Source organism: Anabaenopsis tanganyikae CS-531, from assembly GCF_029891675.1.
GTDB classification, from domain to species: domain Bacteria; phylum Cyanobacteriota; class Cyanobacteriia; order Cyanobacteriales; family Nostocaceae; genus Anabaenopsis; species Anabaenopsis arnoldii.
Genome location: NZ_JANQDF010000089.1, coordinates 28,741 through 54,904, shown reverse-complemented (window position 1 = coordinate 54,904; position 26,164 = coordinate 28,741). Strand labels below are relative to the sequence as shown.

Annotated in this window: 19 protein-coding genes and 1 CRISPR repeat array (1 of these 20 cut by a window edge); of the genes, 10 read left to right on the top strand and 9 right to left on the bottom strand. The window is 42.1% G+C overall.

Annotation, left to right across the window (positions count from 1 at the left end; translation table 11 throughout):
* The first annotated feature begins 58 nt into the window (after positions 1-58).
* On the top strand, positions 59-1,021 hold the full coding sequence (locus NWP22_RS09090; protein ID WP_271731478.1) for a protochlorophyllide reductase: 963 nt from the start codon (positions 59-61) through the stop codon (positions 1,019-1,021).
* 108 nt (positions 1,022-1,129) lie between these two features.
* On the opposite strand, the gene dnaG is transcribed toward NWP22_RS09090, so the two are convergent.
* A complete protein-coding gene (dnaG, locus tag NWP22_RS09085) occupies positions 1,130-3,025 on the bottom strand; it encodes a DNA primase (protein WP_271731477.1) in 1,896 nt (631 codons plus the stop codon).
* A gap of 111 nt (positions 3,026-3,136) precedes the next feature.
* On the opposite strand from dnaG, the gene tftA reads away from it, so the two are divergent.
* Entirely contained in the window at positions 3,137-4,486 is a 1,350-nt protein-coding gene (tftA, locus tag NWP22_RS09080; protein WP_280801766.1) for a hormogonium tapered terminus morphoprotein TftA, read from the top strand.
* Between the two features lie 11 nt (positions 4,487-4,497).
* On the opposite strand, the gene NWP22_RS09075 is transcribed toward tftA, so the two are convergent.
* The 4 genes from NWP22_RS09075 to miaA form a co-directional block, all read right to left on the bottom strand.
* Positions 4,498-4,905 (bottom strand): hypothetical protein, encoded by a 408-nt coding sequence (locus tag NWP22_RS09075; protein ID WP_271731808.1) that lies wholly within the window; start codon positions 4,903-4,905, stop codon positions 4,498-4,500.
* A gap of 50 nt (positions 4,906-4,955) precedes the next feature.
* The gene (locus tag NWP22_RS09070) at positions 4,956-6,179 is read right to left on the bottom strand and encodes a glycoside hydrolase family 10-like protein (protein ID WP_280801765.1); all 1,224 of its coding nucleotides are present in this window, start codon (positions 6,177-6,179) and stop codon (positions 4,956-4,958) included.
* 118 nt (positions 6,180-6,297) lie between these two features.
* Complete coding sequence (gene glcD, locus NWP22_RS09065; RefSeq protein ID WP_271731806.1) at positions 6,298-7,770, bottom strand: glycolate oxidase subunit GlcD; 1,473 nt, start codon at positions 7,768-7,770, stop codon at positions 6,298-6,300.
* A 101-nt stretch (positions 7,771-7,871) separates the two neighbouring features.
* Complete coding sequence (gene miaA / locus NWP22_RS09060; protein WP_271731805.1) at positions 7,872-8,762, bottom strand: tRNA (adenosine(37)-N6)-dimethylallyltransferase MiaA; 891 nt, start codon at positions 8,760-8,762, stop codon at positions 7,872-7,874.
* A 321-nt stretch (positions 8,763-9,083) separates the two neighbouring features.
* Between miaA and gyrB the strand changes: the two genes are divergently transcribed.
* Positions 9,084-11,021 (top strand): DNA topoisomerase (ATP-hydrolyzing) subunit B, encoded by a 1,938-nt coding sequence (gyrB, locus tag NWP22_RS09055; RefSeq protein WP_271731804.1) that lies wholly within the window; start codon positions 9,084-9,086, stop codon positions 11,019-11,021.
* A gap of 1,725 nt (positions 11,022-12,746) precedes the next feature.
* Positions 12,747-13,922 (top strand): RNA polymerase sigma factor RpoD, encoded by a 1,176-nt coding sequence (rpoD, locus tag NWP22_RS09050; RefSeq protein ID WP_271731803.1) that lies wholly within the window; start codon positions 12,747-12,749, stop codon positions 13,920-13,922.
* Positions 13,923-14,231: 309 nt separating this feature from the next.
* Here the strand turns inward: rpoD and NWP22_RS09045 are convergent, their stop codons facing one another.
* Positions 14,232-14,411: a chlorophyll a/b-binding protein gene (locus NWP22_RS09045; RefSeq protein WP_200987555.1), complete on the bottom strand. Its 180-nt coding sequence runs from the start codon at positions 14,409-14,411 to the stop codon at positions 14,232-14,234.
* A 377-nt stretch (positions 14,412-14,788) separates the two neighbouring features.
* Positions 14,789-17,308, bottom strand: a complete 2,520-nt coding sequence (gyrA, locus tag NWP22_RS09040; RefSeq protein WP_271731801.1) for a DNA gyrase subunit A — start codon at positions 17,306-17,308, stop codon at positions 14,789-14,791.
* 373 nt (positions 17,309-17,681) lie between these two features.
* On the opposite strand from gyrA, the gene NWP22_RS09035 reads away from it, so the two are divergent.
* Positions 17,682-18,086 (top strand): response regulator, encoded by a 405-nt coding sequence (locus NWP22_RS09035; RefSeq protein WP_271731800.1) that lies wholly within the window; start codon positions 17,682-17,684, stop codon positions 18,084-18,086.
* Positions 18,087-18,502: 416 nt separating this feature from the next.
* On the opposite strand, the gene NWP22_RS09030 is transcribed toward NWP22_RS09035, so the two are convergent.
* Complete coding sequence (locus NWP22_RS09030; protein ID WP_271731799.1) at positions 18,503-19,357, bottom strand: tetratricopeptide repeat protein; 855 nt, start codon at positions 19,355-19,357, stop codon at positions 18,503-18,505.
* A gap of 360 nt (positions 19,358-19,717) precedes the next feature.
* Here NWP22_RS09030 and NWP22_RS09025 point away from each other — a divergent pair, with 360 nt between their 5' ends.
* The 5 genes from NWP22_RS09025 to NWP22_RS09005 all read left to right on the top strand — a co-directional run bounded on the left by NWP22_RS09025 (position 19,718) and on the right by NWP22_RS09005 (position 24,153).
* Positions 19,718-21,175, top strand: coding sequence for an efflux RND transporter periplasmic adaptor subunit (locus NWP22_RS09025; RefSeq protein WP_271731798.1), 1,458 nt, complete (start codon positions 19,718-19,720; stop codon positions 21,173-21,175).
* Positions 21,172-22,389: an ABC transporter permease gene (locus tag NWP22_RS09020; protein ID WP_280801764.1), complete on the top strand. Its 1,218-nt coding sequence runs from the start codon at positions 21,172-21,174 to the stop codon at positions 22,387-22,389. The genes NWP22_RS09025 and NWP22_RS09020 overlap by 4 nt, the downstream gene beginning before the upstream one ends.
* 55 nt (positions 22,390-22,444) lie before the next feature.
* Entirely contained in the window at positions 22,445-23,209 is a 765-nt protein-coding gene (locus tag NWP22_RS09015; protein WP_280801763.1) for an ABC transporter ATP-binding protein, read from the top strand.
* 297 nt (positions 23,210-23,506) lie between these two features.
* Complete coding sequence (locus NWP22_RS09010; protein ID WP_280792725.1) at positions 23,507-23,737, top strand: type II toxin-antitoxin system VapB family antitoxin; 231 nt, start codon at positions 23,507-23,509, stop codon at positions 23,735-23,737.
* Entirely contained in the window at positions 23,734-24,153 is a 420-nt protein-coding gene (locus tag NWP22_RS09005) for a type II toxin-antitoxin system VapC family toxin (RefSeq protein WP_280792726.1), read from the top strand. Before NWP22_RS09010 ends, NWP22_RS09005 begins: the two co-directional genes overlap by 4 nt.
* Positions 24,154-24,224: 71 nt before the next feature.
* On the opposite strand, the gene NWP22_RS09000 is transcribed toward NWP22_RS09005, so the two are convergent.
* A complete protein-coding gene (locus NWP22_RS09000; RefSeq protein ID WP_280801762.1) occupies positions 24,225-25,016 on the bottom strand; it encodes a hypothetical protein in 792 nt (263 codons plus the stop codon).
* A gap of 392 nt (positions 25,017-25,408) precedes the next feature.
* A CRISPR array of direct repeats spans positions 25,409-26,164; the repeat unit is 36 nt; unit sequence GTTTCCATTCGATTAATGTCCCCAGCGAGTGGGGAC; it runs 383 nt beyond the window's last position.

Below are 26,164 nucleotides of genomic sequence, written 5' to 3'. Positions count from 1 at the left end.
ATGAGAAAATTAGAAATTATAAAAATGTCACCAGACAATTCATGCAGTTTTAATTAAAATGGCACAACATCAGAAGTCAACAGTCGTGATTACTGGCGCTTCCTCTGGGGTGGGTTTGCAAGCCGCGAGAGCGCTTTCCCAAAGGGGATGGTATGTAGTGATGGCCTGTCGGGATTTATCCAAGGCGGAAAATGCTGCTAAGTCTTTGGGAATGGAGCAGGACAGCTACACAGTCATGCATATTGACTTAGCCTCTTTAGATAGTGTTCGGGAATTTGTCAAGGACTTTCGCGCCAGTGGTAGGTCTTTGGATGCTTTGGTTTGCAATGGGGCAATTTATATGCCTTTAATCAAGGAGCCATTGCGCAGTCCAGAGGGATTTGAACTGACTGTGGCCACAAATCACCTGGGTCATTTCCTTTTGTGTAATTTGCTTTTGGAAGACTTGAAAAATTCCCCATCTACGGAGCCGAGGTTGGTGATTTTGGGAACTGTTACCCATAACCCCAAGGAGTTGGGAGGAAAAATTCCACCGCGTCCAGATTTGGGCGACTTGAAGGGTTTTGCCCAAGGGTTTAAAGATCCAGTCACGATGATTGACGGTAAGAAGTTTGAACCGGTGAAGGCTTACAAGGATAGCAAGGTGTGTAATGTGTTGACTATGAGGGAGCTACATCGGCGTTATCATGAGTCACACGGGATCACTTTTAGCTCGCTCTATCCCGGTTGTGTGGCGACGACTGCTCTGTTTAGAAATCATTATCCTTTGTTTCAGAAGATTTTCCCAGTTTTCCAAAAGTACATTACTGGGGGCTTTGTATCCGAGGAGGAGGCTGGCGATCGCGTGGCAGAAGTGGTGAGCGAACCTGCATATAATCAGTCTGGTGCTTATTGGAGCTGGGGAAATCGACAAAAGAAAAACCGTAAATCATTTCTACAAGAGGTTTCTAATGAAGCCAGTGATGATGACAAGGCTGAACGTCTGTGGGATTTAAGCGCCAAGTTGGTAGGACTAGCTTAGGCTTTTGCTAAGTTGAATCACAGATGAACAAAGTTCATCTGTGGTTTTTTATTGCCATGGGTAAAATTTATTCAGTATGGTGACCCATAGGCAATTTTCAGGATGAAATTAAAGTAAATCTGTAATGGAAAACTGGCGTTGACACTCTAATTCCTGTAGTCGGATTTTTTCGGTGTAGAAAGATTGGTAATCTGATTCTGAGCCGGTTTTTTCCCACAGTTCTAAGAAGTAACGATAGCGTTTCTCTGTAAATACTCTCTCCATCACAGCCATGGCTGCTTGGACTACTTGGGGTGTCCGGAGGATGTCTTTCTGAGTTTTTTCAGTCAGATGAAATAAATGGGAAATTACCTCAATTGGTTCTGATAATTCTAAATATTTATTTTGTAACCTTGATATTAAATCTAGTTCATCTCCGGTTAATTCCAAAATTTTTTGCCATAATAATCGATGGTGGGAAAGGCTAAATTCTAAATTCCTTGCTTCTAAAGTCTGCAAAATAGCTTGGCGCTGCTCGGGACAGTGCAGATAAATTCTTAATAGTAAAGACTCTGCTAATTCTAAAAGACTTTTATCCCCTGAAATAGGAGAGGGGGTAGGTTTGGGACTATACCATTTTTTCTGAGGGGGTAAAGGTTTATTTGTTATAACTCTAGTGGGCGCAATTTGAGTTAAGAGATTTTCCACCCGTAGGGGTATGAGTCTGGTGTCACCTAAGCTGAGGATTTCCGCACAGTGAGAGATGTAATAATTTCTTGTATCATTATTATCTATATCTTTAAGTAATTTAACTATTTGCTGGCTAACCTGCTGAAAGTCGGCAGCTTGTTTTAAGTCTCGATTGTGAATAATTTGCTGAATCTGCCAATCCAGCCATAGTGGGGCGGTTGCTAGCAGTTTTATATACTCTTCTGGTGTATGAGTATATAAGTATTCGTCAGCATCTTTACCATCGGGAATATTGAGAATCTTCAGCTGTACTTCACCTTTATATGCTAGTGCGGCTATTTCCCCAATGGCGCGTTCAGCAGCGATATTACCGGCTTTGTCAGCATCAAAGTTGAGTATTAATTCTTTAGATTCGGTATAGCGTAAGATTGACCGCACTTGTTCTATGCTTAAGGCTGTACCCAGGGAAGCCACAACATTAGTAATACCAGCAGCATGGAGGGCGATCGCATCAAAATATCCTTCCACTACCACAGCTTGATCAGATTGGGAAATTCCCGTTTTAGCTTGATCAAGGGCGAACAAAGTTTTACCCTTATTAAAAAGCTCGGTGTCTGGCGAATTTAAATACTTTGGCTGCTCATCAGATAGGGTTCTAGCACCAAAAGCAATTATCCGCCCTTGAACATCGCGGATAGGAATCATCAAGCGATCGCGGAACACATCATAATAACCGCCTCCTCCCTGACGCGGCTTAATTAATCCTGCTTTCTCTAATAATTGTACTGGGTAGTGTTTATCTTCCACTAGATAGCGATGTAAAGTTTCCCACCCTGATGGTGCATAACCTAAACCAAACCGCTGAATTGTTTCCTCTTGGAGTTGGCGATCGCGTAGTAAATATTGATATGCTTTTTCTCCCAGGCTCTGTCGGAGAGCGTGTTGATAAAACTGTGCCGCAGAAGCAAGAACCTCATACAACTTTTCTCGTAAAGAAATGTGACGTTGTAATTCTTGACGTTGTTCTGGGGCGAGAGTTTGGATAGGTACTTGATAACGTCGTGCTAAATCTAACACTACTTCCGCAAAAGACTGTTTGCCCAAGTCCATTAAAAACTTGATAGAATTTCCCCCGGCTTGACAGCCGAAACAATAATACATTTGCTTAGTTTGACTGACTGTGAAACTGGGGGTTTTTTCATCGTGGAAGGGACACAAGCCCACAAAATCCTTACCACGCTTGCGTAAAACCACGTACTGTGAAACAATATCAACAATGTCAGCACGCTGTTTAATTTCCTCAATTGTATCTGGGTGCAAACGGGGAATTTGCATTTTAGTTCATTATTTTGTAGTCACTAATAGGTATTATATTGTTACTCCAAAGCCAACAATCATGTGTAAAATTCTTTGCACTGAATTTTGATAACACACAGTAACTAAAGAATGGGACGTATTTTTATTTCCGCTGCTGGAGGTAAAGCAGCAAAAGGTTTATATACAGGCTCCATAGCAGGTAATATAAACGAAACCAGAGAAATGATTTTGCTGCGGGATTTAATAGTCACAGAATTACGCGCGCAAAGTTGTAACGTTTTAGCGGTTCCCGATGACCTGAGCGCCACTGAGAGTATTGCTTGGATTAATTCCCGGAGCTGTCCGGGTGATGTCGCCCTAGAAATTCATGCTCAAGCTGCTATAAGTCCCACTCTCCAGGGTGCGGGTGTCCACTACATTGCTGATAACCAAGAGCGTCAAAGTCATGGGGAATTATTATTACTCAAGCTTTTAGGGCGTGTCACGCGGTTAGCAAATTGGGGAGTTAAGCCAGATACAGACAGCTGCTTGGGGAGTTTGCCATTTTGCCGCCAGATTATCATTCCTTCTTTATTGATGCAAGTAGGCTTTCTCAGCAGTCCAGAAGATTGCTTATTGTTACAAAATTATCGCCGTGATTTTGCCTTGGGAATTGCTGAGGGTTTAATATCTTGGAGTCGGCTAATTGACCGCAGTACTGTAAATGCTGTTGTATCTGACTACCCAGTTATTGATATTCATATTAATGGGCAAAAATATGGTGAGAAAGGAATATTAGTTAATGGTAATTGCTACATTCCGATTAACATAGTAGATCAACTACAAATTGATTTATTAAAGTTAAGAGATGTTCACCGCATTAGTTACCATAAAATAGTTTATATTAAAGCTGTGGATTTAAGAGAATTTCACGTTCAAATTACATGGGATACCACAATTAATCTAGTTACTTTACGCTCAAATTTATTAATTTGCGTTGATCAAATAGACCGCATTATGTCAAGGGGTAACACATCGGAAGTAGAGTTACAATTATTCCTGAAAAGCAACCATGAAAAAGCTTTAGTAAATTTTTCACAGATAGCCCAATTGTATCGAGAAGAGGGTAAGATTGAGGGTGTAAACTATGACATTGCTTTCTGCCAAATGTGCTTAGAAACTGAATTTTTACGTTTTGGGGGCGATGTCAGACCTGAGCAAAATAACTTTGCTGGTTTGGGTTGTATTGGTGGTAGTGTTGAAGCTGCGTCTTTTCCTAGCGCCAGAATTGGTGTGAGAGCGCATATTCAACACTTAAAAGCCTATGGGAGTCTTGAACCTTTAGTAACCGAAGTGGTAGATCCACGATTTCGCTTTATCACCCGGGGAATTGCGCCATCAATTTATCAACTTTCTGGGCGGTGGTCAGCAGATTTAGATTATGGTACAAAAATCTTAGCAATCATGAAACGTTTATATACTTCAGCACAGATTTTGTGATGTCACTGATATCAAAGGATTAAATAGCTGCGCCAATTCCCTTGTGACTCCTGATTTTGTTGTTGGGGAACTAGCAAGCGCCAGCTCTTACCTTCTTGCTGAATTTGCAAATAAATTTCAAAAGGTTGTTGGTGTTGTGTTAACTGTCTTTTGGGAAGGTGCAAAATTAAATCGTAGGTTCCCCGGACGCGGAAAGCTGGTAGGTTTTCAATGGTTAGGGGTTGTTCCTGGCGAATTTTTAAATCTTTGATTTCAAAATCGGATAAGTCTAAATCCAGTTTTTGGTTGAGTTGCTGCTGAGTTTGTTCTACCTGGAGTGCGATCGCTTTTTGGACTAACTGAGTAGTCGGTAATAGTCCGATGGTACCACACCCTGTCAATAACGCCAGTAAAATCACCGTCACCAAAAGCCGTATCATATTAAATGCATATACAATCTGTCAGCGATAGTATACAGGAATTTCCCTGGTTAAGGTCTAACAGCTTTAGCGACAAACAATTTCTGAAACACTTGTAGCCTTTGCTGGGGAGGTTCTGGGGTGATGCTCCCCCACAAACTTTCCCAGTAAAAAAACGAAATACCAGTAAAATTGCGATCGCGTACCGTTTTCACCTGTGCTTGAATTTGGGAAATCTTCATAGGACTAGTAGAGGTTCCGGTTAAAATACCAATACTAACCGGTATCCGAGTCCGAGCAAATTTTACTGCTGGTTGTTCTAATTCAGTAATAAAACTCTTTTGATTATTGCGATATACCTGCAATATTAACTCATCTACTAAACCTCTTCTTACCCAGGTTTCCCAGTCTTGTAAATAGTATTTATAGGCAAAAGCCTGTGAATTTGGGGATACAGATATGACCGCATTAGGTTTAATTGCTTTCACACTTTGATGAACTTTTACCATAAAATTGGTAATCTTATTAGCGCGCCAACGCATCCATTCTGGATTAAACGGGTCACTAGGAGGACTTTTACCTTGATGTTCTTGGCGATAGAGATCAACCGTGAAAGCATCATAACCAAATTCTACAGGCATACCAAAATGATCATCTAATTGAATGCCATCCACATGATAAATGCTGACAACTTCCTGAATTAAACCTAACATAAACTGCTGCACTTCTGGGTGCAGAGCATTTAACCAAGCTTGCTGATGTCCTGAATTATCATTTATTTCCTTTAAAGGAACTTCGTTAGTAGATTTTATCCCTTCCTTTCCCATAGTTAACCAATCCGGATAACCCTTGGCTAATTGTGAATGAGGTGGGGTCATAAAACCATATTCAAACCAAGGAATCACACTTAAATTTTGAGGTCTAGCCAGTTGAATAATTTTTGCTAAAACATCTTGTCCGCCGTGCATGATATTTAGTAAAGTATCAGCATCAGATCCTGTTACACTTTTAGCTAACTTACTCTTATAGAAAGTATGGCCTCGATTCCACACCACAGGGTAAATAGTATTAAAGTTTAGCGCAGCTAATTGTGTAACAGCGCGGTCAATTCCCCAGGGCAAAAATAAAACGCCACTAGCAACATTAGTTAGCCAAACCCCTCGTAGTTCTGTTGTTATTGGTAAGCTTTTCTCCGATTGAGATCCCGTTAGTAAAGGAAAAGAAAATACTGTGTAGGCGATTACAAATCCCCAACACAGTAAGTAAAAAAAACTACGTTTATTCAACCTATTCATTTATGGGCTTGACTTTGTTTTTTACTGAGAAACAGTTTTATATAGATATCTAACTAACATTTCTCAGAATTATGTGATGATATCCTCAATACAAAACTCACCCTAACTTAAAGCCCAATTAAAATTGTTCCACGCCGGGAAACTGCTTGATATTTACTGAATTTGCGGCTTCGCCACAAGTGCGGGGGGTAGGAAATATTTTACCAGGATTTGCTAAACCTTGGGGATTAAATACCAGCCTGACCCATTGCATAGTTTCCAAGTCAGCCGGGGTAAACATATCTGGCATATAGCATTTTTTATCAGCACCAATACCATGTTCACCGGAAATACTGCCACCGACTTTAACACAAAGCTTCAGAATTTCTCCCCCTACTTCTTCTACTTTTTCCAGGGCTCCTGGTATAGAATTATCATACAGAATCAAAGGGTGTAAATTACCATCGCCAGCATGAAATACATTGGCAATTTTATAACCATATTTTTCACTTAATGCCTCAATTTCTTGGAGGACATAAGGTAACTGAGTCCGGGGGATGACACCATCTTGGACATAATAATCTGGGCTTAAGTGTCCAGCGGCGGCGAAAGCTGCTTTCCGTCCTTTCCAAAGTTTTAAACGTGTCTCTGGGTCACTAGCACTAGTTACATTTCGTGCCCCATTTTGGCGACAAATTTCAATAACCCGTTGTTTATTGACCTGAACTTCCACATCTAAACCATCGATTTCTACTAATAAAATAGCCGTAGCATCGCGAGGATAACAATTTGTGGCGACAACATCCTCAACTGCATTAATACTGATGTTATCCATCATTTCCATCCCACCGGGAATAATTCCGGCGCTGATAATATCAGAAACCGTTGCTCCAGCAGCTTCGACACTGGTAAAATCGGCTAATAACACACAAATTGATTCGGCAGTTTTGAGGATTTTCAGAGTAATTTCTGTAGCGATACCTAAAGTACCTTCAGAACCCACAAATACACCTGTTAAATCATAACCAGGTGTTTCGGGAATTTGTCCCCCTAAATCTAAAATTTCCCCGGTGGGCGTGACAATTTTTAAACCCAAGACATGGTTAGTTGTGACACCGTACTTTAAACAATGTACTCCCCCTGAGTTTTCCGCTACATTACCCCCAATTGAGCAGATAATTTGACTAGATGGGTCTGGTGCATAATAAAATCCCGCCCCGCTGACGGTTTGTGTTACCCAGCTATTAATTACCCCTGGTTGTACTACAATGCGCTGATTATCTAAATCAATACTCAGGATTTGCCGCATTAGGGAAGTGACAATTAAAACAGAATTTTCCGAAGGTAAAGCCCCTCCAGATAAACCAGTACCAGAACCACGGGCGATAAAGGGTACAGAATATTGATTACATATTTTGACAATTTGGGCAATTTGTTCTGTAGTTCTGGGTAATAATACCACAGCAGGGCGTTGACGATAACTGGTTAAACCATCGCACTCATAGGTGATGAGTTCTTCACGGCGTTGTACCACGCCATTTTTACCAACTACGGTTTCAAATGCTTTAATAATAGCTTTCCAGTTGTATTGCTTTTTCTCTTGGATGAGCATAGCTTTTTATAGTCAAATGTAGATATATCTTCATTGTTACCAGAATAGCGCTTGCAAAGGGGGAGAGTTACTACTTTTATCCCAGAGTTGAGGCTTTGCTGCTAAACAAATTCCCCTACTCGTCGCCCAACCTTTTCTAGTAAATCAGGATCATCTGCGTTAAACCACTGAATTTGAGGATATGCTTTAAACCAAGTACGCTGGCGCTTGGCAAATTGTCGTGTATGTAGAACAGTTAATTCTTTGGCTGACTCTAAAGAAATTTTACCCGCCAAATACTGGTTAATTTCTTGATATCCCAAGGTATTTAATAAAGGTAAATCAGCACCATATTTTTGAGAGAGATATTCTACCTCAGCCACTAAACCATCAGCGATCATTTGTTCGGTTCGCCTGTGAATGCGCAGCCTTAGTTTTTCCGGGTCACAATCTAGACCTATTTGCAAAATTGGGTAATCTGGGGGGTTCTCTCCTTGCTGCTGGGAAATGGGGCAACCGGTAATGTAAAATACTTCTAATGCTCGTAAAGTCCGGACAGTATCATGGGGATGAATTTTTTGGGCCGCGATCGCATCTACTTGTTTTAAAATGCCATATAGGGAGGTTTGTCCTAAAGATTCCAGTTGCGATCGCAATTCTGGATGTGGTGCAACCCTGGGAATTTTCATTCCTTGAACGATAGAGCGGATGTACAAACCAGTACCACCAACTAACAGTAGTGGAGACTGAGGTAGGGAAGTAATTAAACTTTGTGCTTGTTCCTGATAGTCTGCTACCGTCATAGTGTCCCTGGGGTCGCAGATATCTATTAAATAATGTGGTACTAATTTTTGTTCTGTAGATGTTGGTTTCGCCGTTCCAATATTAAATTCCCGGTACACCTGACGGGAATCAGCACTGAGGATGACAGAATCTAAACCCCCGGCTAAACTCAAAGCCAAACCTGATTTACCTGTGGCCGTCGCACCACAAATTACAATCAATTTAGTCATTTATCTTAACTTCCCATACTCACCGGTTTCTAGTCAAGCTTTTGTGATAGAATCCTAAAGTTTTTATTTTATTTTTTCTCATAGGTAGTTTCCTAGCCCTTACTAATTAAAATTCATATACTACAGATAATACAGAGTGCATCTCAGTAACTGCAAATTTTGAGGCAATCAGTTCACAAAACTTATGGGGTTGTATCCCCTAGATAAACTTCTCATAAAAATGGTCTACAGTCCTCATTAACCCTTTTGTGTTATAATTTTGGGGTGTTTTAACTTTTTTGTTTTTGGGCGACTTTCAACCCACGCATCAGGAGAATTTTCATGACGAGCAGTTACAGTGCCGATCAGATTCAAGTTCTGGAAGGTCTGGAAGCCGTCCGCAAACGGCCAGGGATGTACATCGGGACTACAGGGCCGCGAGGACTCCACCATTTAGTTTATGAGGTGGTAGATAACTCTATTGATGAAGCTTTGGCGGGTCACTGTACCCATATAGAAGTGGATATCAATGCTGATGGTTCCGTGACCGTCACAGATGATGGTCGGGGTATTCCCACCGACACTCACTCGCGCACGGGGAAATCTGCTTTGGAAACTGTGTTAACCGTACTACACGCTGGGGGTAAGTTTGGGGGTGGTGGTTACAAGGTATCTGGGGGATTACACGGGGTGGGGATTTCCGTAGTTAACGCCCTGTCGGAACTAGTAGAAGTGACTGTTTGGCGGGATTATAAGGTTCATGTCCAGCGCTATGAAAGAGGTCTACCAGTTACTGAACTGCAAGTAAAGCCTGAAAAAGATGGCAGAACCGGGACTTCTGTCAAATTTAAGCCAGATTACCAAATCTTTACTACTGGTATTGAGTTTGATTACATGACTTTAGCAGGTCGCCTGCGGGAACTGGCGTATCTAAATGCAGGTGTCAAAATTACCTTTAGCGACCATCGCCTGGAACTGCTCAAAAGCGATACACCCAGGGTAGAAACCTACGAATACAAGGGTGGAATTAAAGAGTATGTTGGTTATTTGAACCGCGAGAAGCAACCACTACACGAAGAAATTATTTATGTGCATGGAGAACGCAATAATGTACAAGTAGAAGTTTCTTTACAGTGGTGTACTGATGCTTACACAGACAATGTGCTGGGGTTTGCTAATAATATTCGCACCGTTGATGGTGGTACTCACTTAGAAGGGTTAAAGGCGGTTCTGACTCGCACTTTAAATGCCATCGCTCGCAAGCGCAATAAAATTAAAGAGAATGAATCTAACCTCAGTGGCGAACACGTGCGGGAAGGTTTGACAGCAGTAATTTCTGTGAAAGTCCCCGACCCAGAATTTGAAGGACAAACTAAAACCAAACTGGGTAATACTGAAGTTCGCGGGATTGTTGATTCTTTGGTGGGAGAAGTCCTCAGTGAGTATTTAGAATTTCATCCGGGAATCGCTGACTCGATTTTAGATAAAGCTATTCAAGCCTTTAAAGCGGCCGAAGCAGCTCGTCATGCGCGGGAGTTAGTGCGGCGCAAATCTGTTCTGGAATCTTCACCCTTACCAGGTAAATTAGCAGATTGCAGTTCTCGTGACCCAGCAGAGTCGGAAATCTTTATCGTGGAGGGCGACTCAGCAGGTGGGAGTGCTAAACAAGGACGCGATCGCCGTACCCAAGCCATCCTCCCCCTTCGTGGTAAAATCCTCAATATCGAGAAGACAGACGACGCTAAAATCTATAAAAATAACGAAGTCCAAGCATTAATTACAGCCCTGGGTTTAGGGGTAAAAGGTGACGAATTTGACGCTTCCCAACTGCGTTATCATCGCATTGTGATTATGACTGATGCTGATGTTGATGGGGCGCACATCCGTACACTATTGTTAACTTTCTTCTATCGATATCAGCGATCGCTCATTGAACAGGGTTTTATATATATTGCTTGTCCACCACTATTTAAATTAGAACGGGGACGCAATCATGAGTATTGCTATAGCGATCGGGAATTACAACAAAAAATTGCTCAATTCCCCAGCAACGCTAACTATACCATCCAACGTTTCAAAGGTTTGGGTGAAATGATGCCTCAACAACTCTGGGACACGACCATGAACCCAGAAACCAGGAAAATGAAGCAGGTGGAAATTGAAGACGCTGCGGAAGCTGATCGCATTTTTACAATTTTAATGGGCGATCGCGTTGCACCCAGACGCGAATTCATCGAAACCTATGCTTCTAAACTCAATCTCACGGATTTAGATATCTAAATACTTAGATATCTAAATCCCTTGATATAGCGTTGATAACGAAAATGGCGAAAAACCTGATTGTTCATAAAAATATCGCTGTCAGCGGGAAACTCAGCGGTTTTAGCCCTGAGAGGGAAAACTAGGCTTAGACTTTAGCCGACTGGGTAGACGATGTTTGACGACCGGATCTCAGTGTCTTTACACCATCAGAGTGTCAAATAGTTTATCGGGTAATTCTGCCATCAGATTTCCCCGATACTTAGACCACAAGCTAGAACTCAAATAATTTTATCAACAGCAATATTCCCTGCTTAAATTTCCCCGTCGAATCAAAACCGGGGAAATTTGCTTGGTGATTTCTTGTCTGGTCAAATTGTTTGATATAATACATCAAGATAAAACTAGCATAACTATAATTTTTTCAATGGTAGAAATATCACAAAAACAAATTTTTGTCAAGTATATGCCAACTAGATTGTATTGGCACTTTAGTCAGAGTCAAAAGCATCGATATCTAAATCTAAGTTATGGGTGAAATTCACCCACAAGTTAGAAAAGCATTTGTTATGCTTGAATAGCAAAGCTTAATTTCTTCTACCCAGCGGAATTAGCTCAATATCTTAAAGATTAAATATCGCGTAATCACAACATTGTCCCTAGAGTAAGAGTATTAGATTTAACAATGTTATGACTTACAGCCACGCCGCCAGTGGGTGAGCAACCAATAATCTGACTGTTTGATGTTGGGAATTCTGACTGCTTATACCTTCTTGGGATTGCCGGGGTGATGTCTATGATATTACCGGTATAATTTAGATATTAGTCTACTTAAGTCTAAAATCTGTAATTTTAACTGTTAAAATTCCTCTGAATTGATTAAAATATCGGTGTATACAATAAGAACAGTTTGTCAACTATCATAAGGTAGAAATCTCGGCAGTGCGCTAATGTGTGAATAAGACGAATCAGTCAAATCTCAACTGTTGGTCATTTTGCTGATGACACCACAGCCTTAACTCCCTAGTTGAGGCATTTGGCAGAGCTAAAGTTCCGTGTCTGAAGACAAGCATGATGATTATGACTGTATTTACGGTGCCAAAAGCTCCGTGCAAATCTAAAAATTGAGTTGTTTATGAAGGAAATGTAAAAATGGGTGCATTAGTATTTCTCGCTTAAGTTAAGATTAACAAAACGGCTGCTATGTAGTTAATGTTGCATATCATACTTAAATGTATGTAATAGCGGGTGTAGTTTCCTTTGAATGTAAACATAACGCCACTAGAAGGGAGAAAGTTAAAAATTTCAGGGTATGACTACCATTTCTAATATCTTTTAGTTATTAGCGGCTTGACTTTGCACAATTGCATCATGATTAACACACAAAAAGAGTGCAATTTTTGTGAAACACGCTACAATCGGAAAAGTCTTTATCAGAAAATATGCCAACATTCATATTACACTCATATTTTGGTTATATGGAGTGGTAGGTTTTTGGGATCAAGACAAATATTTGTTTAAACTTGGTTAAAAGTTGTATGTCATAGCAACACATATGATTTCTAACTAAAATGAGCAAGTCAGTAATATGACTTTCTACATATCATCAAACAGTCCTCTCACAGAGGAGAAAAACTTCCGGGAAGTCAGCCTAAAAACCTATTTTCGGTAGTGAAATAGCTCGGTTAATAGAGCAGTAAACACATCTTGAGTAATTGATTCTGCAAGGAGCATGAGGAACGCGGCATGAACCAGGCTAACAACGTACTCGAAAGCATTTATCAGCCTGACCTAGAAATAATAAATCAGCCTGAGCTCGAGTTAGAACTCTTAGTCGAAGAAGAAGAAGAAGAAGAGGACTTGCTGATTAATGATGATGGCGAAGATGAGTTTTTAGAGCCTCAGTCTGATGAGGACGACATAAAGTCTGGAAAAGCCGCTAAATCACGTCGTCGGACACAAAGCAAGAAAAAGCACTACACTGAAGACTCTATTCGCCTTTATTTGCAAGAAATTGGCCGGATTCGCCTATTGCGGGCAGATGAGGAAATCGAATTGGCGCGGAAAATCGCTGATTTACTGGAATTGGAAAGGGTGCGGGATAGACTGCAAGAGCAGTTAGAACGGGAACCTGAATATCGGGAATGGGCAGAAGCTGTACAATTGCCATTGCCAGCATTTCGTTATCGCCTGCATATTGGTCGCCGGGCAAAAGATAAAATGGTGCAATCGAACCTGCGTCTTGTGGTGTCAATTGCCAAGAAATACATGAATCGTGGTTTGTCTTTCCAAGACTTAATTCAAGAAGGTAGTCTTGGTTTGATTCGCGCCGCAGAAAAGTTTGACCACGAAAAAGGTTATAAGTTTTCTACATACGCTACATGGTGGATTCGTCAAGCTATTACCCGGGCGATCGCTGATCAATCCCGTACTATTCGCCTACCGGTTCATCTCTACGAAACCATTTCCCGGATTAAGAAAACTACCAAGTTGCTATCTCAAGAAATGGGTCGCAAACCCACTGAAGAAGAAATCGCTACTCGCATGGAAATGACCATCGAGAAGTTGCGGTTTATTGCCAAATCTGCCCAGTTACCCATTTCACTAGAAACCCCTATCGGTAAAGAAGAAGATTCTCGATTGGGCGACTTTATTGAATCCGATGGTGAAACTCCAGAAGATCAGGTTTCCAAAAATCTGCTGCGTGAAGACCTAGAAAAAGTCCTTGATAGTCTCAGCCCTCGTGAACGTGATGTACTCCGACTCCGCTATGGTTTAGATGACGGTCGCATGAAGACTCTAGAGGAAATTGGGCAGATTTTCAACGTCACCCGGGAACGGATTCGTCAAATTGAGGCTAAAGCACTCCGTAAGTTACGTCATCCCAATCGCAATAGTGTTCTTAAGGAATATATTCGCTAGTCATTAGTCATTAGTCATTAGTCATTAGTCATTAGTTTGACCAAAGGAGTGGGATACACAGCAACGTCCTTCTAGGACGGCTTTCGTCTGTCCTGCATAGCTCTTGCTGTTTAGCGTGCAGTACAGTAGAGTCTAAAATGGTCGGCATGGGGCATCGGCACGACTTTAAATGGGCGAGGAGCGACTGTAAGACTACTTCGGCAGCTTGCAGTAGGTCAATAATGCAAAAATGAACCACAAATAAAAAAACCTGGTAGTGCCAGGTTTTTTTATTGATTTTTTTTATCTACCTATTTCTGTATATCAAACTTACAGAATGCCCCAAAAATGAAGGAAGCCTTGACCAGAAAACAACTCAATCAGGGCAGCTGCTAAAAAGCCAATCATCGCCAAGCGACCATTCCAGATTTCCGCCTGGGGTGTAAAGCCCCAACGCCAAGCGTTGCGATCTTCAGTTACGGGGGCATTAACGTTTGTTGCGTTTGTCATGGTTGGCACTCCTAACTATATATTATTGCCTTATGTAAAATAATATAACAAATAGTTTAGAAATACAACATTTATTTATGATTTGTTGCGATATCTTGACTTAGGTATTTATTGCTGATAAGGCTAGAAAAGCATCTATCACTGGGTAGATATGCAGAAATTACAACTATTTTACATAAATATTAAGATTTATTCTCAATAAATATATGATTAGTTGGGTGATTTGCCCACAAAAATACGGATATTAGCGATTATTTTGGGAATACCTAGCCGGGAAATTATATTGATTAATAGTAAAGTTTATGATTTATGACGCTAAAAACCCCACACATAGAAGCTGCGTGAGGTTCCCATAGTTATAAATTAGTGTATGCGGATTACAGTCCGACTAGCATCACCGTGATCACTCTTTCATCCCGGTGCAGGTCAAGAATGCTTTCACCCTGACCATCTCTACCCAAAATGGGCACAGTCTCTACTCTAATGCGTACAACACGCTCTTTATTAGTCACCAGTGCCACCTCAGCAGAGGCGATCGCCCTAACCATCCCAACTAAATGATCCGTTTTAGTGGCAAATTTCAGGGCTTGTGTGCCTAAATTACCCCGATCAGCTCGTTTTAAATCACTCACAGGTAGCCGTTTGGCATATCCTTGTTCAGTCACCAGCAACAGGTGATCCTCCCCAGGCACAGTAACACAGCCTACCATGTGTTGATGTTTTAACAGCCGGAATGCTTGCAACCCCATAGCAGTCCGCCCCATAAGAGGAAGTTGTTGATCATCAGCAGCAAACTTTAACAAGCGTCCGCCAGAACTAGCTAAAATGAGATTGTCCTGGGCAGTAGTTAACTGGGTCAACAACAACTCATCATCTTCTTTGAGCTTCAAAATCGTAATTCCCCGACGGGTGAGATTGGTAAATTCTCCCAAAGATAGGCGCTTAATTCGTCCTTGCTTTGTCAGCACAACCATCTGCCTAGTTTGAGAATTTTCTGGTAAGAGGACACGACTAACCACCGCTTCCTGAGCACTTTGAGCCGTACTACTGAGCATAGTAATCAGTGGTGTTCCCCGGGGAGAACGTCCAGTCGTAGGGGGAATATCTCCCACACTCATAGGGTAGAGTTTGCCACCACTGGTAATTAGTAGTAACTCCTGATCTGTTGTAGTTAACTCCGTTTGGGTGATGAAGTCATGATCCGCTAGACCATTTTCGGCTTTCGATTTTTTCCCTGATGGCTGCAGTCTACGCACATATCCCCGGTGGCTGAATTCTAACACCACTTCTTCTGGTGGTTCAGAAGATGGTAAACTTTCGGGAGCCACTTTGTTTGAGCCTAAATATAATTTATCTTTACTTTCGGCTCCCTTGTTTTGAGGTAACTCTTGACTAGTGTGGGCTAAAAGCCTAGTCCGTCGGGGATTGTGATATTTGCGCTTGAGCGATCGCAAGTCTTTTTTCAGTCTTTTGAGTAGTTCTTGGCGATCGCTAAGTAATCTTTGCAATACAGCGATTTCTCCGCTGAGTTCCTCAAACTCTCGCTGCAAATTAGAGCGTTCTAAACTCGTGAGGCGGCGTAACGGCATAGACAGAATAGCATCTCCTTGCTCCTCACTCAAATCCAGACGGCTACAAAGGTTGATTTTAGCAGTACTACCATCAGCAGCTTGGCGTAAAATTTCAATTAATTGATCCAGTTGAGATAATGCTTTGAGCAACCCTGACACCAGATGCAGCCTACTTTGTGCCTTACCCAACTCATAACTATAGCGACGGTTGAGGGTTTGTTCCCGGAATTTCAAAAACTCCTGCAAAATCTGGCGTAAACTTAACTGGCGCGGTTGTCCATCCACCAATGCTAAGAGAATCGCCCCAAAATTACTTTGCAAGGCGGTTTGGTGATACAAGTTTTGCAGGACTTCTTGGGGGTTGATATCACGTTTGAGTTCAATCACTACCCGCATCCCTTCGCGATCGCTTTCGTCCCGCAGATCAGAAATTCCTTGTAGGCGACCGTGATTAACTAAATCTGCTACTTTCTCAATCCAGCCAGCCTTATTCACTTGATAAGGTAATTCAGTAATAATAATTGCTGTGCGCCGCTTACTACCCCTAGTCGGTGCAATTTCCTCCGTCTTGGCCACTCCTCGCAGTACAATTCCACCCTTACCAGTAGAATATGCGTCTCGAATCCCTGAGTTACCGACTATTTCGCCACCGGTGGGGAAGTCCGGACCAGGAATCACCTCCCATAGTTTTTCATCTGACAAATCCGGCTGGTCAATTAAGGCAATCAAGCCATCAACTAATTCTCCCAAGTTGTGGGGAGGAATATTTGTGGCCATACCCACAGCAATACCAGAACAGCCATTGAGCAACAGAAAAGGCAATTGAGCCGGGAGTACCGTAGGTTCCTGTTGGGAATTATCAAAGTTGCCGATAAATTCCACAGTTTCATCACCAATTTCTGCCAACATCCCCTCATGGCTGATGGGTGCAAGACGCGTTTCTGTGTAGCGCATGGCTGCTGGGGGGTCATTATCGACGCTGCCAAAGTTACCATGTCCTGACAATAGGGGATAGCGGCTGGAAAATTCCTGAACTAACCTGACTAAGGCATCATAAACTGCTTGGTCACCGTGGGGATGGTATTTACCCAGCACATCTCCCACCACACGGGCGCACTTACGATAGGGTCTATCTGGGGTTAGACCTAGTTCATGCATGGCATATAAAATCCGCCTGTGCACTGGTTTTAAGCCATCACGCACGTCTGGTAAAGCCCGCCCTACAATCACACTCATGGCATATTCTAGGTAAGACCGCTGCATCTCTGTATGCAGGGCTGTTGTGATTACCTGTCCCTTTGGGAGAAGGTTTAACTGTTTTGCCATGAGTTTTTTCCCTGAAATTTAATTACACAAACGTCGCTTGGATTCAACACTGCACGCAATAAGCAGCATAACGGATGACATGGGGTTCATAACACAATTTTGATGGTAGTTTATCATAGCGATTAAAATCCTCAGTGCCTTGCTCCCATGTCTCAAGCCAGTGGTGCTCACAGGATAAATCGCAGCAGTATTATCCTTGATGTTGGGGTGGCAATTTGATCAGTCATATCCGTTGATAGTAACTTTTTAGATTGGGGATTTTGGTTCACTTCCGCTGCTTATCGGCAGAATAAATCTCACATCTCCCGTATGCCAAGGTTACACTTAATCTCAAATCCTTTGGCTACTTTCAGCACAATTGTCTAAAATTCTCATGAAAACCGTTTTAATTGTTGAAGACGACCTGATTAATGCTCGCGTTTTTTCCAAAATTTTGACTAAGCGGGGTGGCTTGAATGTCAAACATACAGAAAATGTGGAAGAAGTCATCAAAATTGCCCACTCAGGAGAAGCAGACCTGATTTTAATGGATGTCTCCCTCTCGAGAAGCGTTTATCAAGGTCAGTCTGTTGATGGGATCAAAATTACCCAAATCTTGAAATCTCACCCAAAAACCGCCAACTTACCGGTAATTTTGGTAACAGCCCATGCCATGGAAGGCGATCGCGAGAATTTTCTGCACCAGAGCGGTGCTGATGGCTACATCTCTAAGCCAGTTGTGGATCATCAACAGTTTGTTGAACAAATTATGGCACTTCTCCCTACAGATATCCACTAATAAATGTTGATTCTATCAAAACATAGTGGGAACGTGAGAACCCCTACGCTAAAGCGTAGGGATGAAACGCAACTCAACAGGATTTATCCTGTGGTATCCTTAACAAAAAGGTTTTAACAGGTATTAACAAAGTATTTTTGTGCAGTTAAAATAAAAAAAAGCATCCACAAACATGGTGAAAAACCCGTTGATATGCTCCCATTCAATAGCCACACAGCTAAGTATGACATTAGACCCAGGTGAGTAGGGGAGCTTTGACACTTCCAAGACGAGTTGATTTATTTAAGTGATTAAGTAAATCATATCGTAAACTTTGGGTAGCAAGGCTTGGGCAGGGGTAGGAACATCAGTTTAGAATCCCCTGTGTTTCAACCAGGGGAGATGTCAATCTCAATCACGAATCAGCTACTAGGTAGTTAGTTTTCTTGTGGCTGTAGAGCCGCTTGAATCGGTGGTAATGCTAAGAATTTTTCAGCATCAGATAGTAATCTCTCACCCCAGAGATTTTTCTTCAGGAAATCTAAATCACCATAGCGCTGATCGATGCGGAGTGCTGCTTCTCCCATGGACAGGGCTGGTTCGCGTTGTCCTTGATTATACAGCGCCACTGCTAATGCTAATTGCGGTTCTGCCGCTTGTTTGTCTATTTTAACCGAAGCTCGCCATTGCTGTATCGCCGTTTCAATCTCCCCCTGTTCGTATTTGATTAAGCCAATATTATTAATCGCCGGCCAGAATTTTTGATTTTTAGATAGGGATTTATTGTACTGGTCGATCGCTTCTGGTAATCGACCTAACATATAGTAAGCATTCCCCAAATCAAACCATCCTTCTGCGCTTTCGGGTTTCAACTGCAAACCCTTTTGGTAATGTGTCGCTGCTGCTTGGTAATTTTGCTGTTGGAAATTAACCGAACCCAAAGCAAACAGAATGTCAGGATTTCGGGGATTAAGAGATTGGGCTTTTTCCAATGCTGCGATGGCCGGTTCAAAATTTCTCGATTGTAAATGTAAACTACCTAACAGAACCCAAACCTTATCATTATTAGCAGCCAGTTGAGTAGCCAATCTCGCCCGTGGTAAAGCCAAGTCAAACTGCCCAAACTGTCCGAGTTGAACTGCTTCTTGTGCTAAAGCCAACCCTTGTTGTTCTAATTTTTCCGCATCTAGCTGCAATGCATGAGGTATCAGTGCCTGTGCGTGAGCTGCCCTAGGCATACTCCACAAACTACAGATCACCAGAAGGGAAATTAACCGAATATGTTTAGGCACACTAACGCCTCCTAGCCGTAAATCAAGGAATCTTTCAGCTAGCTTAAACGATCTATGCTTGATCAGAAAGACAAACCGGACTTTCACAAGATATTATAGCGGATTTCAGTTAACATTCCCCGGCAGCGGGAGTGTTAATAGACCAGATCATCAACAGCCACAAAATTACTTACTTCAGCCGAAGACATAAACAAAGACTAAAATGTAATATAAAGAAAGATTAAGCAAATATCAGGGTAAATCCTAGTTGGGTTGTTTACCTGAGGGACAGATGTTGACAATTGTCTCAAAATATGATTGGAATTTTGACAATTAATCAGGTGATTAAGACTAAGTGATATTAGTAGGCTATTCTTATTTATGGTTACGCAAGTAGAAGTTCCCTTCCTGGGCAAAAAAGTTAAACACCCATTCCGCTGGGCAATTGGGTTAATAGCAGTGGGTTCTTTAGCAGTGGGTACAACTATTACCTATAATCTGATCAATCGAACTACTGAACAAGACATTACTCAATTAACTGTCCCTGTAGAAGCACAAAATGTGACTTTGCGAATTGCAGCCAGTGGTAAGGTAGTGCCAGTTCAAACTGTGAATATTAGTCCCAAAAACCCCGGTGTGCTGGCGCAATTATATGTAGAACAAGGCGATCGCGTCGAACAAGGGCAAATTCTGGCGCGGATGGATGTGGGTGATATCCCGGCGCAAATCCTGCAATACCGCGCTAATTTAGCCCAAGCACAGGCGCAGTTAGATCAAGCCCTTGCGGGGAGTCGTTCTCAGGAAATTGCCCAAGCCCAAGCCCGTTTAGCCCAAGCCCAGGCGCAGTTAAATCAAGCCCGTGCGGGGAATCGTTCTCAGGAAATTGCCCAAGCTCAAGCCCAGGTAGATTCAGCCCAAGCTCTAGTAAATCTTACACAATCACGGGTAACCAGATACGGCGAATTACTGAAGCAAGGGGCAATTGCTCAGGACCAATTGGAACAATATGTTACCGACCACCAAAGGGCAAAAGCAGCTTTAGCAGAAGCACAAAAACGCTTGTCACTATTGGAAAGTGGTAGCCGCAATGAAGAAATTGCGGTCAGGGAAGCCGCAGTCACCGAGGCTAAAGCCGCATTGGTTCTGCTAGAAAAGGGTAGTCGTCCGGAGGAAATTGCTCAACGTCAAGCCGCAGTCAAAGCAGCTGAAGCTCAAGTTAAGGCGGGAGAAGTGCGCTTACAAGATAGTGTGATTCGTGCGCCGTTCTCCGGTATTGTCACTCAGAAATACGCCAACGTCGGCGCTTTTGTCACTCCCACAACTTCGGCTTCTACTAGTGCATCGGCGACTTCTAGTTCTATTGTGGCGGTTGCACGGGGTTTAGAAGTACTCGCTCAAATCCCAGAGGTGGATCTTGGCAGAATTGAACAGGGACAGCAAGTAGAAATTGTGGCTGATGCTTATCCAGATCAAGTTTTCCAAGGTCATGTGCGCTTAATCGCTCCCGAAGCGGTGGTAGAACAAGGTGTAACATCTTTTCAGGTGCGGGTGGCGCTGGATACGGGTACAGAAAAACTGCGCTCTGGTTTAAATGTGGATTTGACTTTCTTGGGCGATCGCATTAGTGATGCTTTAGTCTTACCAACAGTAGCAATTGTTACCGAAAATGGTCAAACAGGGGTATTAGTAGCAGATGAGAAAAATCAACCCAGTTTCACTCAGGTGACCATCGGGGCGCAAATCGCTGACCAAACTCAAATTTTACAGGGAGTAAAACAAGGCGATCGCGTGTTTGTCAACCCACCACCAGACTACAACAAGAGGGGGAATAACCAATGAATTTCCTAGAAAGTATCCAAATGGCGGGTAAAACCCTACTGTCTAATAAGTTGCGTAGCGCCCTAACTATGCTGGGGATTGTCATCGGGAATGCTTCGGTAATTACCATGATGGGAATCGGCGAAGGTGGACAAAGGTTTATTAACCAAGGATTAGAATCTTTAGGACCTAATGTATTATTTGTAATCCCAGGTAATCGCGCCACTCAGCGCATATCTAGGGATGTCCCCAAAACTTTAGTTTATGAAGATGCAAAGGCGATCGCTAATCAAGTACCAACAGTAGCAGGAGTTGCAGGGGAGTTGAATAGTCGGGAGGTAGTCACATACCGTAACCAAAACACTAACGTCAATATCATTGGTACTACTCCCTCGTTTTTGACGGTTCGTGACTTTGAAACTGCGATGGGGCGATTTTTTACAGACCTAGATATGAGACGCAATAACCAAGTTGTGGTTCTAGGTGCGGAGTTAGCAGAAAGACTATTTGGGAATAGGAACCCCGTTGGTGAACAGTTGCGGATTAAAAATGCCAGTTTTCAAGTCATTGGGGTACTGGAAGGTAAAGGCTCAAATCTAGGTGTGAATTACGACGAAGCAGCGGTAATCCCACTCATGACTATGGCTAACAGAATTGTGGGGCGCACTTCTCCCTACGGATTAGAGTTAACTTATCTTGTGGTTTCGGCTAAAAATGCCGAGAGTGTGGATGCAGCTAAGTTTCAAATTACTAATTTACTGCGGTTGCGGCACAAAATTACTGGGGAGGATGATTTCACTATCAATACCCAAAAGGATGCTTTACAAATTGTCGGTCAAATTACCGGCGCATTAACTATTATGCTGGCTGCGATCGCTAGTATATCTTTATTTGTGGGTGGTATTGGCATTATGAATATTATGCTAGTTTCCGTCACCGAACGTACCCAAGAAATCGGACTGAGAAAGGCAATCGGTGCTACCCAACAAGATATTTTAGTTCAGTTTATGATTGAGTCTGTAATTGTTTCGGTTATGGGTGGTGTGGTTGGGACTGCAATCGGTGTCAGCAGTATTCTACTAGTAGCAGCAGTCACCCCCTTAGAAGCAGCAATTTCTCCGGGTGCAATTGCGACGGTTGTTCTTGTCTCCGGTGGTGTTGGTTTATTTTTTGGTGTAGTTCCGGCCCGTCGTGCGGCTCAACTTGACCCCATTGTGGCTTTAAGAAGTGCTTAATGTCTGTGATACCTTCCCTATTCCCTTCCTATACCCTGTTCCCTGTTCCCTTCCTATGAAAAATACTATCGCAATTACTCAAGCTCTTGGTGCTCATCCCCCAACTCCATCAGCAATTATTCGCCTAGAAAATATCTTTAAAATTTACGGGAGTGGAGAAACGGAAGTTAGAGCACTCAATCATGTGAATTTGACCATCAATGAGGGGGAATATTGCTCAATTATGGGTCCATCTGGTTCTGGTAAATCCACAGCTATGAATATTATTGGCTGTTTGGATCGCCCTACTACGGGACATTATTATTTAGATGGCCTGGATGTAGCAACCATGAATGATGGTGAGTTGGCAAAAATTCGGAATATCAAACTGGGGTTTGTGTTCCAACAGTTCCATTTATTACCCCAACTCACAGCATTAGAAAACGTCATGTTACCAATGGCATATGCTGGTGTCAACCCCAGGGAAAGAGGCGATCGCGCCAGGGAAGCATTAATCAAGGTTGGTTTAGAAAAACGCTTGAATAACAAACCCACTCAATTATCAGGGGGACAGCAGCAACGGGTGGCGATCGCCCGTGCTATTGTCAATCGTCCCGTTGTCTTGCTAGCTGATGAACCCACCGGTGCGCTGGATTCTCAAACTACCCAGGAAGTTTTAGATATTTTCACCGAATTAAATCGCAGTGGAATTACCGTGATTATGGTCACCCATGAGTCAGAGGTGGCGCGTCAAACCCAGCGGATTATTTGGTTTCGTGATGGCGCTGTGGTTCACAACCATTTGACCCCAGAGGATTTAACCGCAGTAACTATGTCTTAGATTCAGGATATACAGCAGTGTACAGGGGGAAGGGGCGATCGCCCAGATAAATCAACCGTCAAGTTTTGTTTTTTTAAAATCGACACAGTGTACCTCATTGTTACGCAAAGTGCTGTACATATATTGTATAAGAGAGAGTAAATATTAAGTAGGGTGTATTACGGCTGTGCAAAGATTTGGAAGTTTGAGAGATGAGAATTAACCCTTACGCCCCACATTTATCACAGGCAATTTTGACAACGAAAATAGAATATTTTACAATATAGTTGGACAACTTATTAAAAATGGGGAAAAACAATGACCATTATTACAATAGATGATGAACTAATTAATGAGATTGTCGCAGTTAGTCACTATGAAAATGCCCAGGAAGCAGTCATTAAAATACTATCCAATTACTTACAGCAACAAAAAAAAGAACTGCCTTTATTTGAGCGATTACGTTTTATAGATGATGAATCTGCCGAAGATGATATCGCCTCGTTATTTGAACGTGATAGAGACACAGGTAGGAACTTTGAAATATGACTTATCTAATTGACACTTGTATAATGTCTGAGTTTTTTAAAAAAGTTCCCAACCCCCAAGTTAGTCAATGGTTTAATCAACAATCAATTGAACAGCTATTTTTAAGTAGTGTTACCATCGCTGAAATAAAAAAAGGGATTTATAAAATCCAAAACTCACAGATGGAACGATATCAAAAACTAAAAATATGGCTGCAAAAAGTAGAAAGGGAATTTTCTTCTCAGATTTTACCGATAAATGATGAGATTTTAGATAGTTGGGCAAAATTTTCTGCAAATGCAGAATTGCAAGGTAAAAAGTTAGCTGTAATGGATAGTCTGATTGCCGCGACAGCGCATCATCATCAGTTGATTTTAGTTACCCGCAATGTTGATGATTTTCAAATGACACCAGTTAAAATCATCAATCCTTTTTGATTGAATTTTATCATTTTCATCAAGTTTATTAACCCATATAGCAATCCTAAATGATTTAAAGGAGGATAAAATTATTCCTCAGTTATCGCCAAGGCGCTATGAATAGTGGAATGATCAATATTTTCCCCAGCCATTAAGTCTGCTGCTTCTGCTAAAAGTTGTTGTTGTTCTGCTTGAATCACTTCTAAACGTTTAGAGATTTGAGCTAATCGCTGATGTTTATTGTTATCGAAAGTTTCAGAGTTTATAGGTAAATTTTTTACCGTATTATCTAATTTAGAATCTCTCACTGATTGAAAAGCAAAACCTGTAAATTTAGTCAAAGAAACAAAGCTAACTTTAATCACAGACCAAATTAATTTAACTGGAATTTGCAGTAAAGACCAACTAGCTGTTTCAATCAGGCGGACAATGACTTTAATAATGCTCCAAATCAAAGCGATCGCAAACAGCAAAATCACTATAGTGAGAATGGGGTGACTACCAGCCCAGCCCAACAGATGAAGAAACCGCAAAAATCCAGGGTGTTGAGTCAACCAATTATTTACAGAATCAGTCACAACAGTTTGCAATGCTGATGATGTAGTATTTTTGATTTGTTCAGCACTTTGCAAAGTTTCATCTACAGAATCTTTAACTTTTTGGAAAGTATTAATAACTGTATCAACTACTTCACCTGTCTGTTTACTTGCTGTTGCTTTTAAAGACTCACTAAACTGCTGTTTTGAATTAGCTATTGAGTCAACACCTTGGTTAAGCACATTTTTAGTTGCTTTCCAACGTTCTGCAATTTCTGGAGATAAATTTATTAGGTATTGGCGCGATCGCACCCGGACGATTTCCCCCGCTGCAAGGTCAGTCACTGGCTTTCCGTAGCCTCCACGTGCTGTTATATAAAAAAAAGCGAGAAAATTCTCGCTATAACCAACAGAAGAATATTATACCTCTTTTGGTAAGTCTTATGTTCTACCCGACTAAGTATTTTATACAGACACTAAAAGGGACGGGAATATAACCTTAGATCGTCAATGCGATCGCGCCATAGATTCACAATCAGGTCAACTACATCAAGGAATAAACTCACCATCAAGTCAACCAGTCCGGGGAATAAATTCCCCGTCTGAAAGCAAAAATCCTCTCAAGAGGATTGATGAAAATATTCAGACAATTTCTAATCGGTTTCAACCGATTTCCGCTATTAGCCCGGAAATTGATTTCCGGGCGGTTGGGGATGCACAGACGGCGTAGCCTGTTTGTTTTTATTTGATTGGTGTCCCCAGGGAGTGGGGACTGGAACCCCCAAAGCATGGTGTTTTTATCACCAGGTTTCCATTCGATTAATGTCCCCAGCGAGTGGGGACGTTACTTGTGAAAGACCGCCCTCGGTCTGCGAGTCGTTTCCATTCGATTAATGTCCCCAGCTAGTGGGGACCTCCAAAGGAACTTTATGTTTAACAAGATAGTCTTCAGTTTCCATTCGATTAATGTCCCCAGCTAGTGGGGACTTCTTTCGTGCACTTAAAGCCTTTAAGGAGGCATCATGGTTTCCATTCGATTAATGTCCCCAGCGAGTGGGGACCTTTCTGGGGTTTTGACCCACTGGAACTCGAGTTTATTTCGTTTCCATTCGATTAATGTCCCCAGCGAGTGGGGACACCCAAATGGGTCGCATTCTTATACGTTGCTCTCGGTTTCCATTCGATTAATGTCCCCAGCGAGTGGGGACCTTCTTGTTCCGATTTCGTTTGATAAGAACTTTTTGGGAGTTTCCATTCGATTAATGTCCCCAGCGAGTGGGGACGTGACGACAAAGTCTTTGGGGACGCGATCGCCAAAGTTTCCATTCGATTAATGTCCCCAGCGAGTGGGGACACCTACGGATTCCAAGGGAAACCCCAAAGCCGGGTTGTTTCCATTCGATTAATGTCCCCAGCGAGTGGGGACGGTTACCGTACCTACTAAGGCTCCTGTGGTTACCGTACCGTTTCCATTCGATTAATGTCCCCAGCGA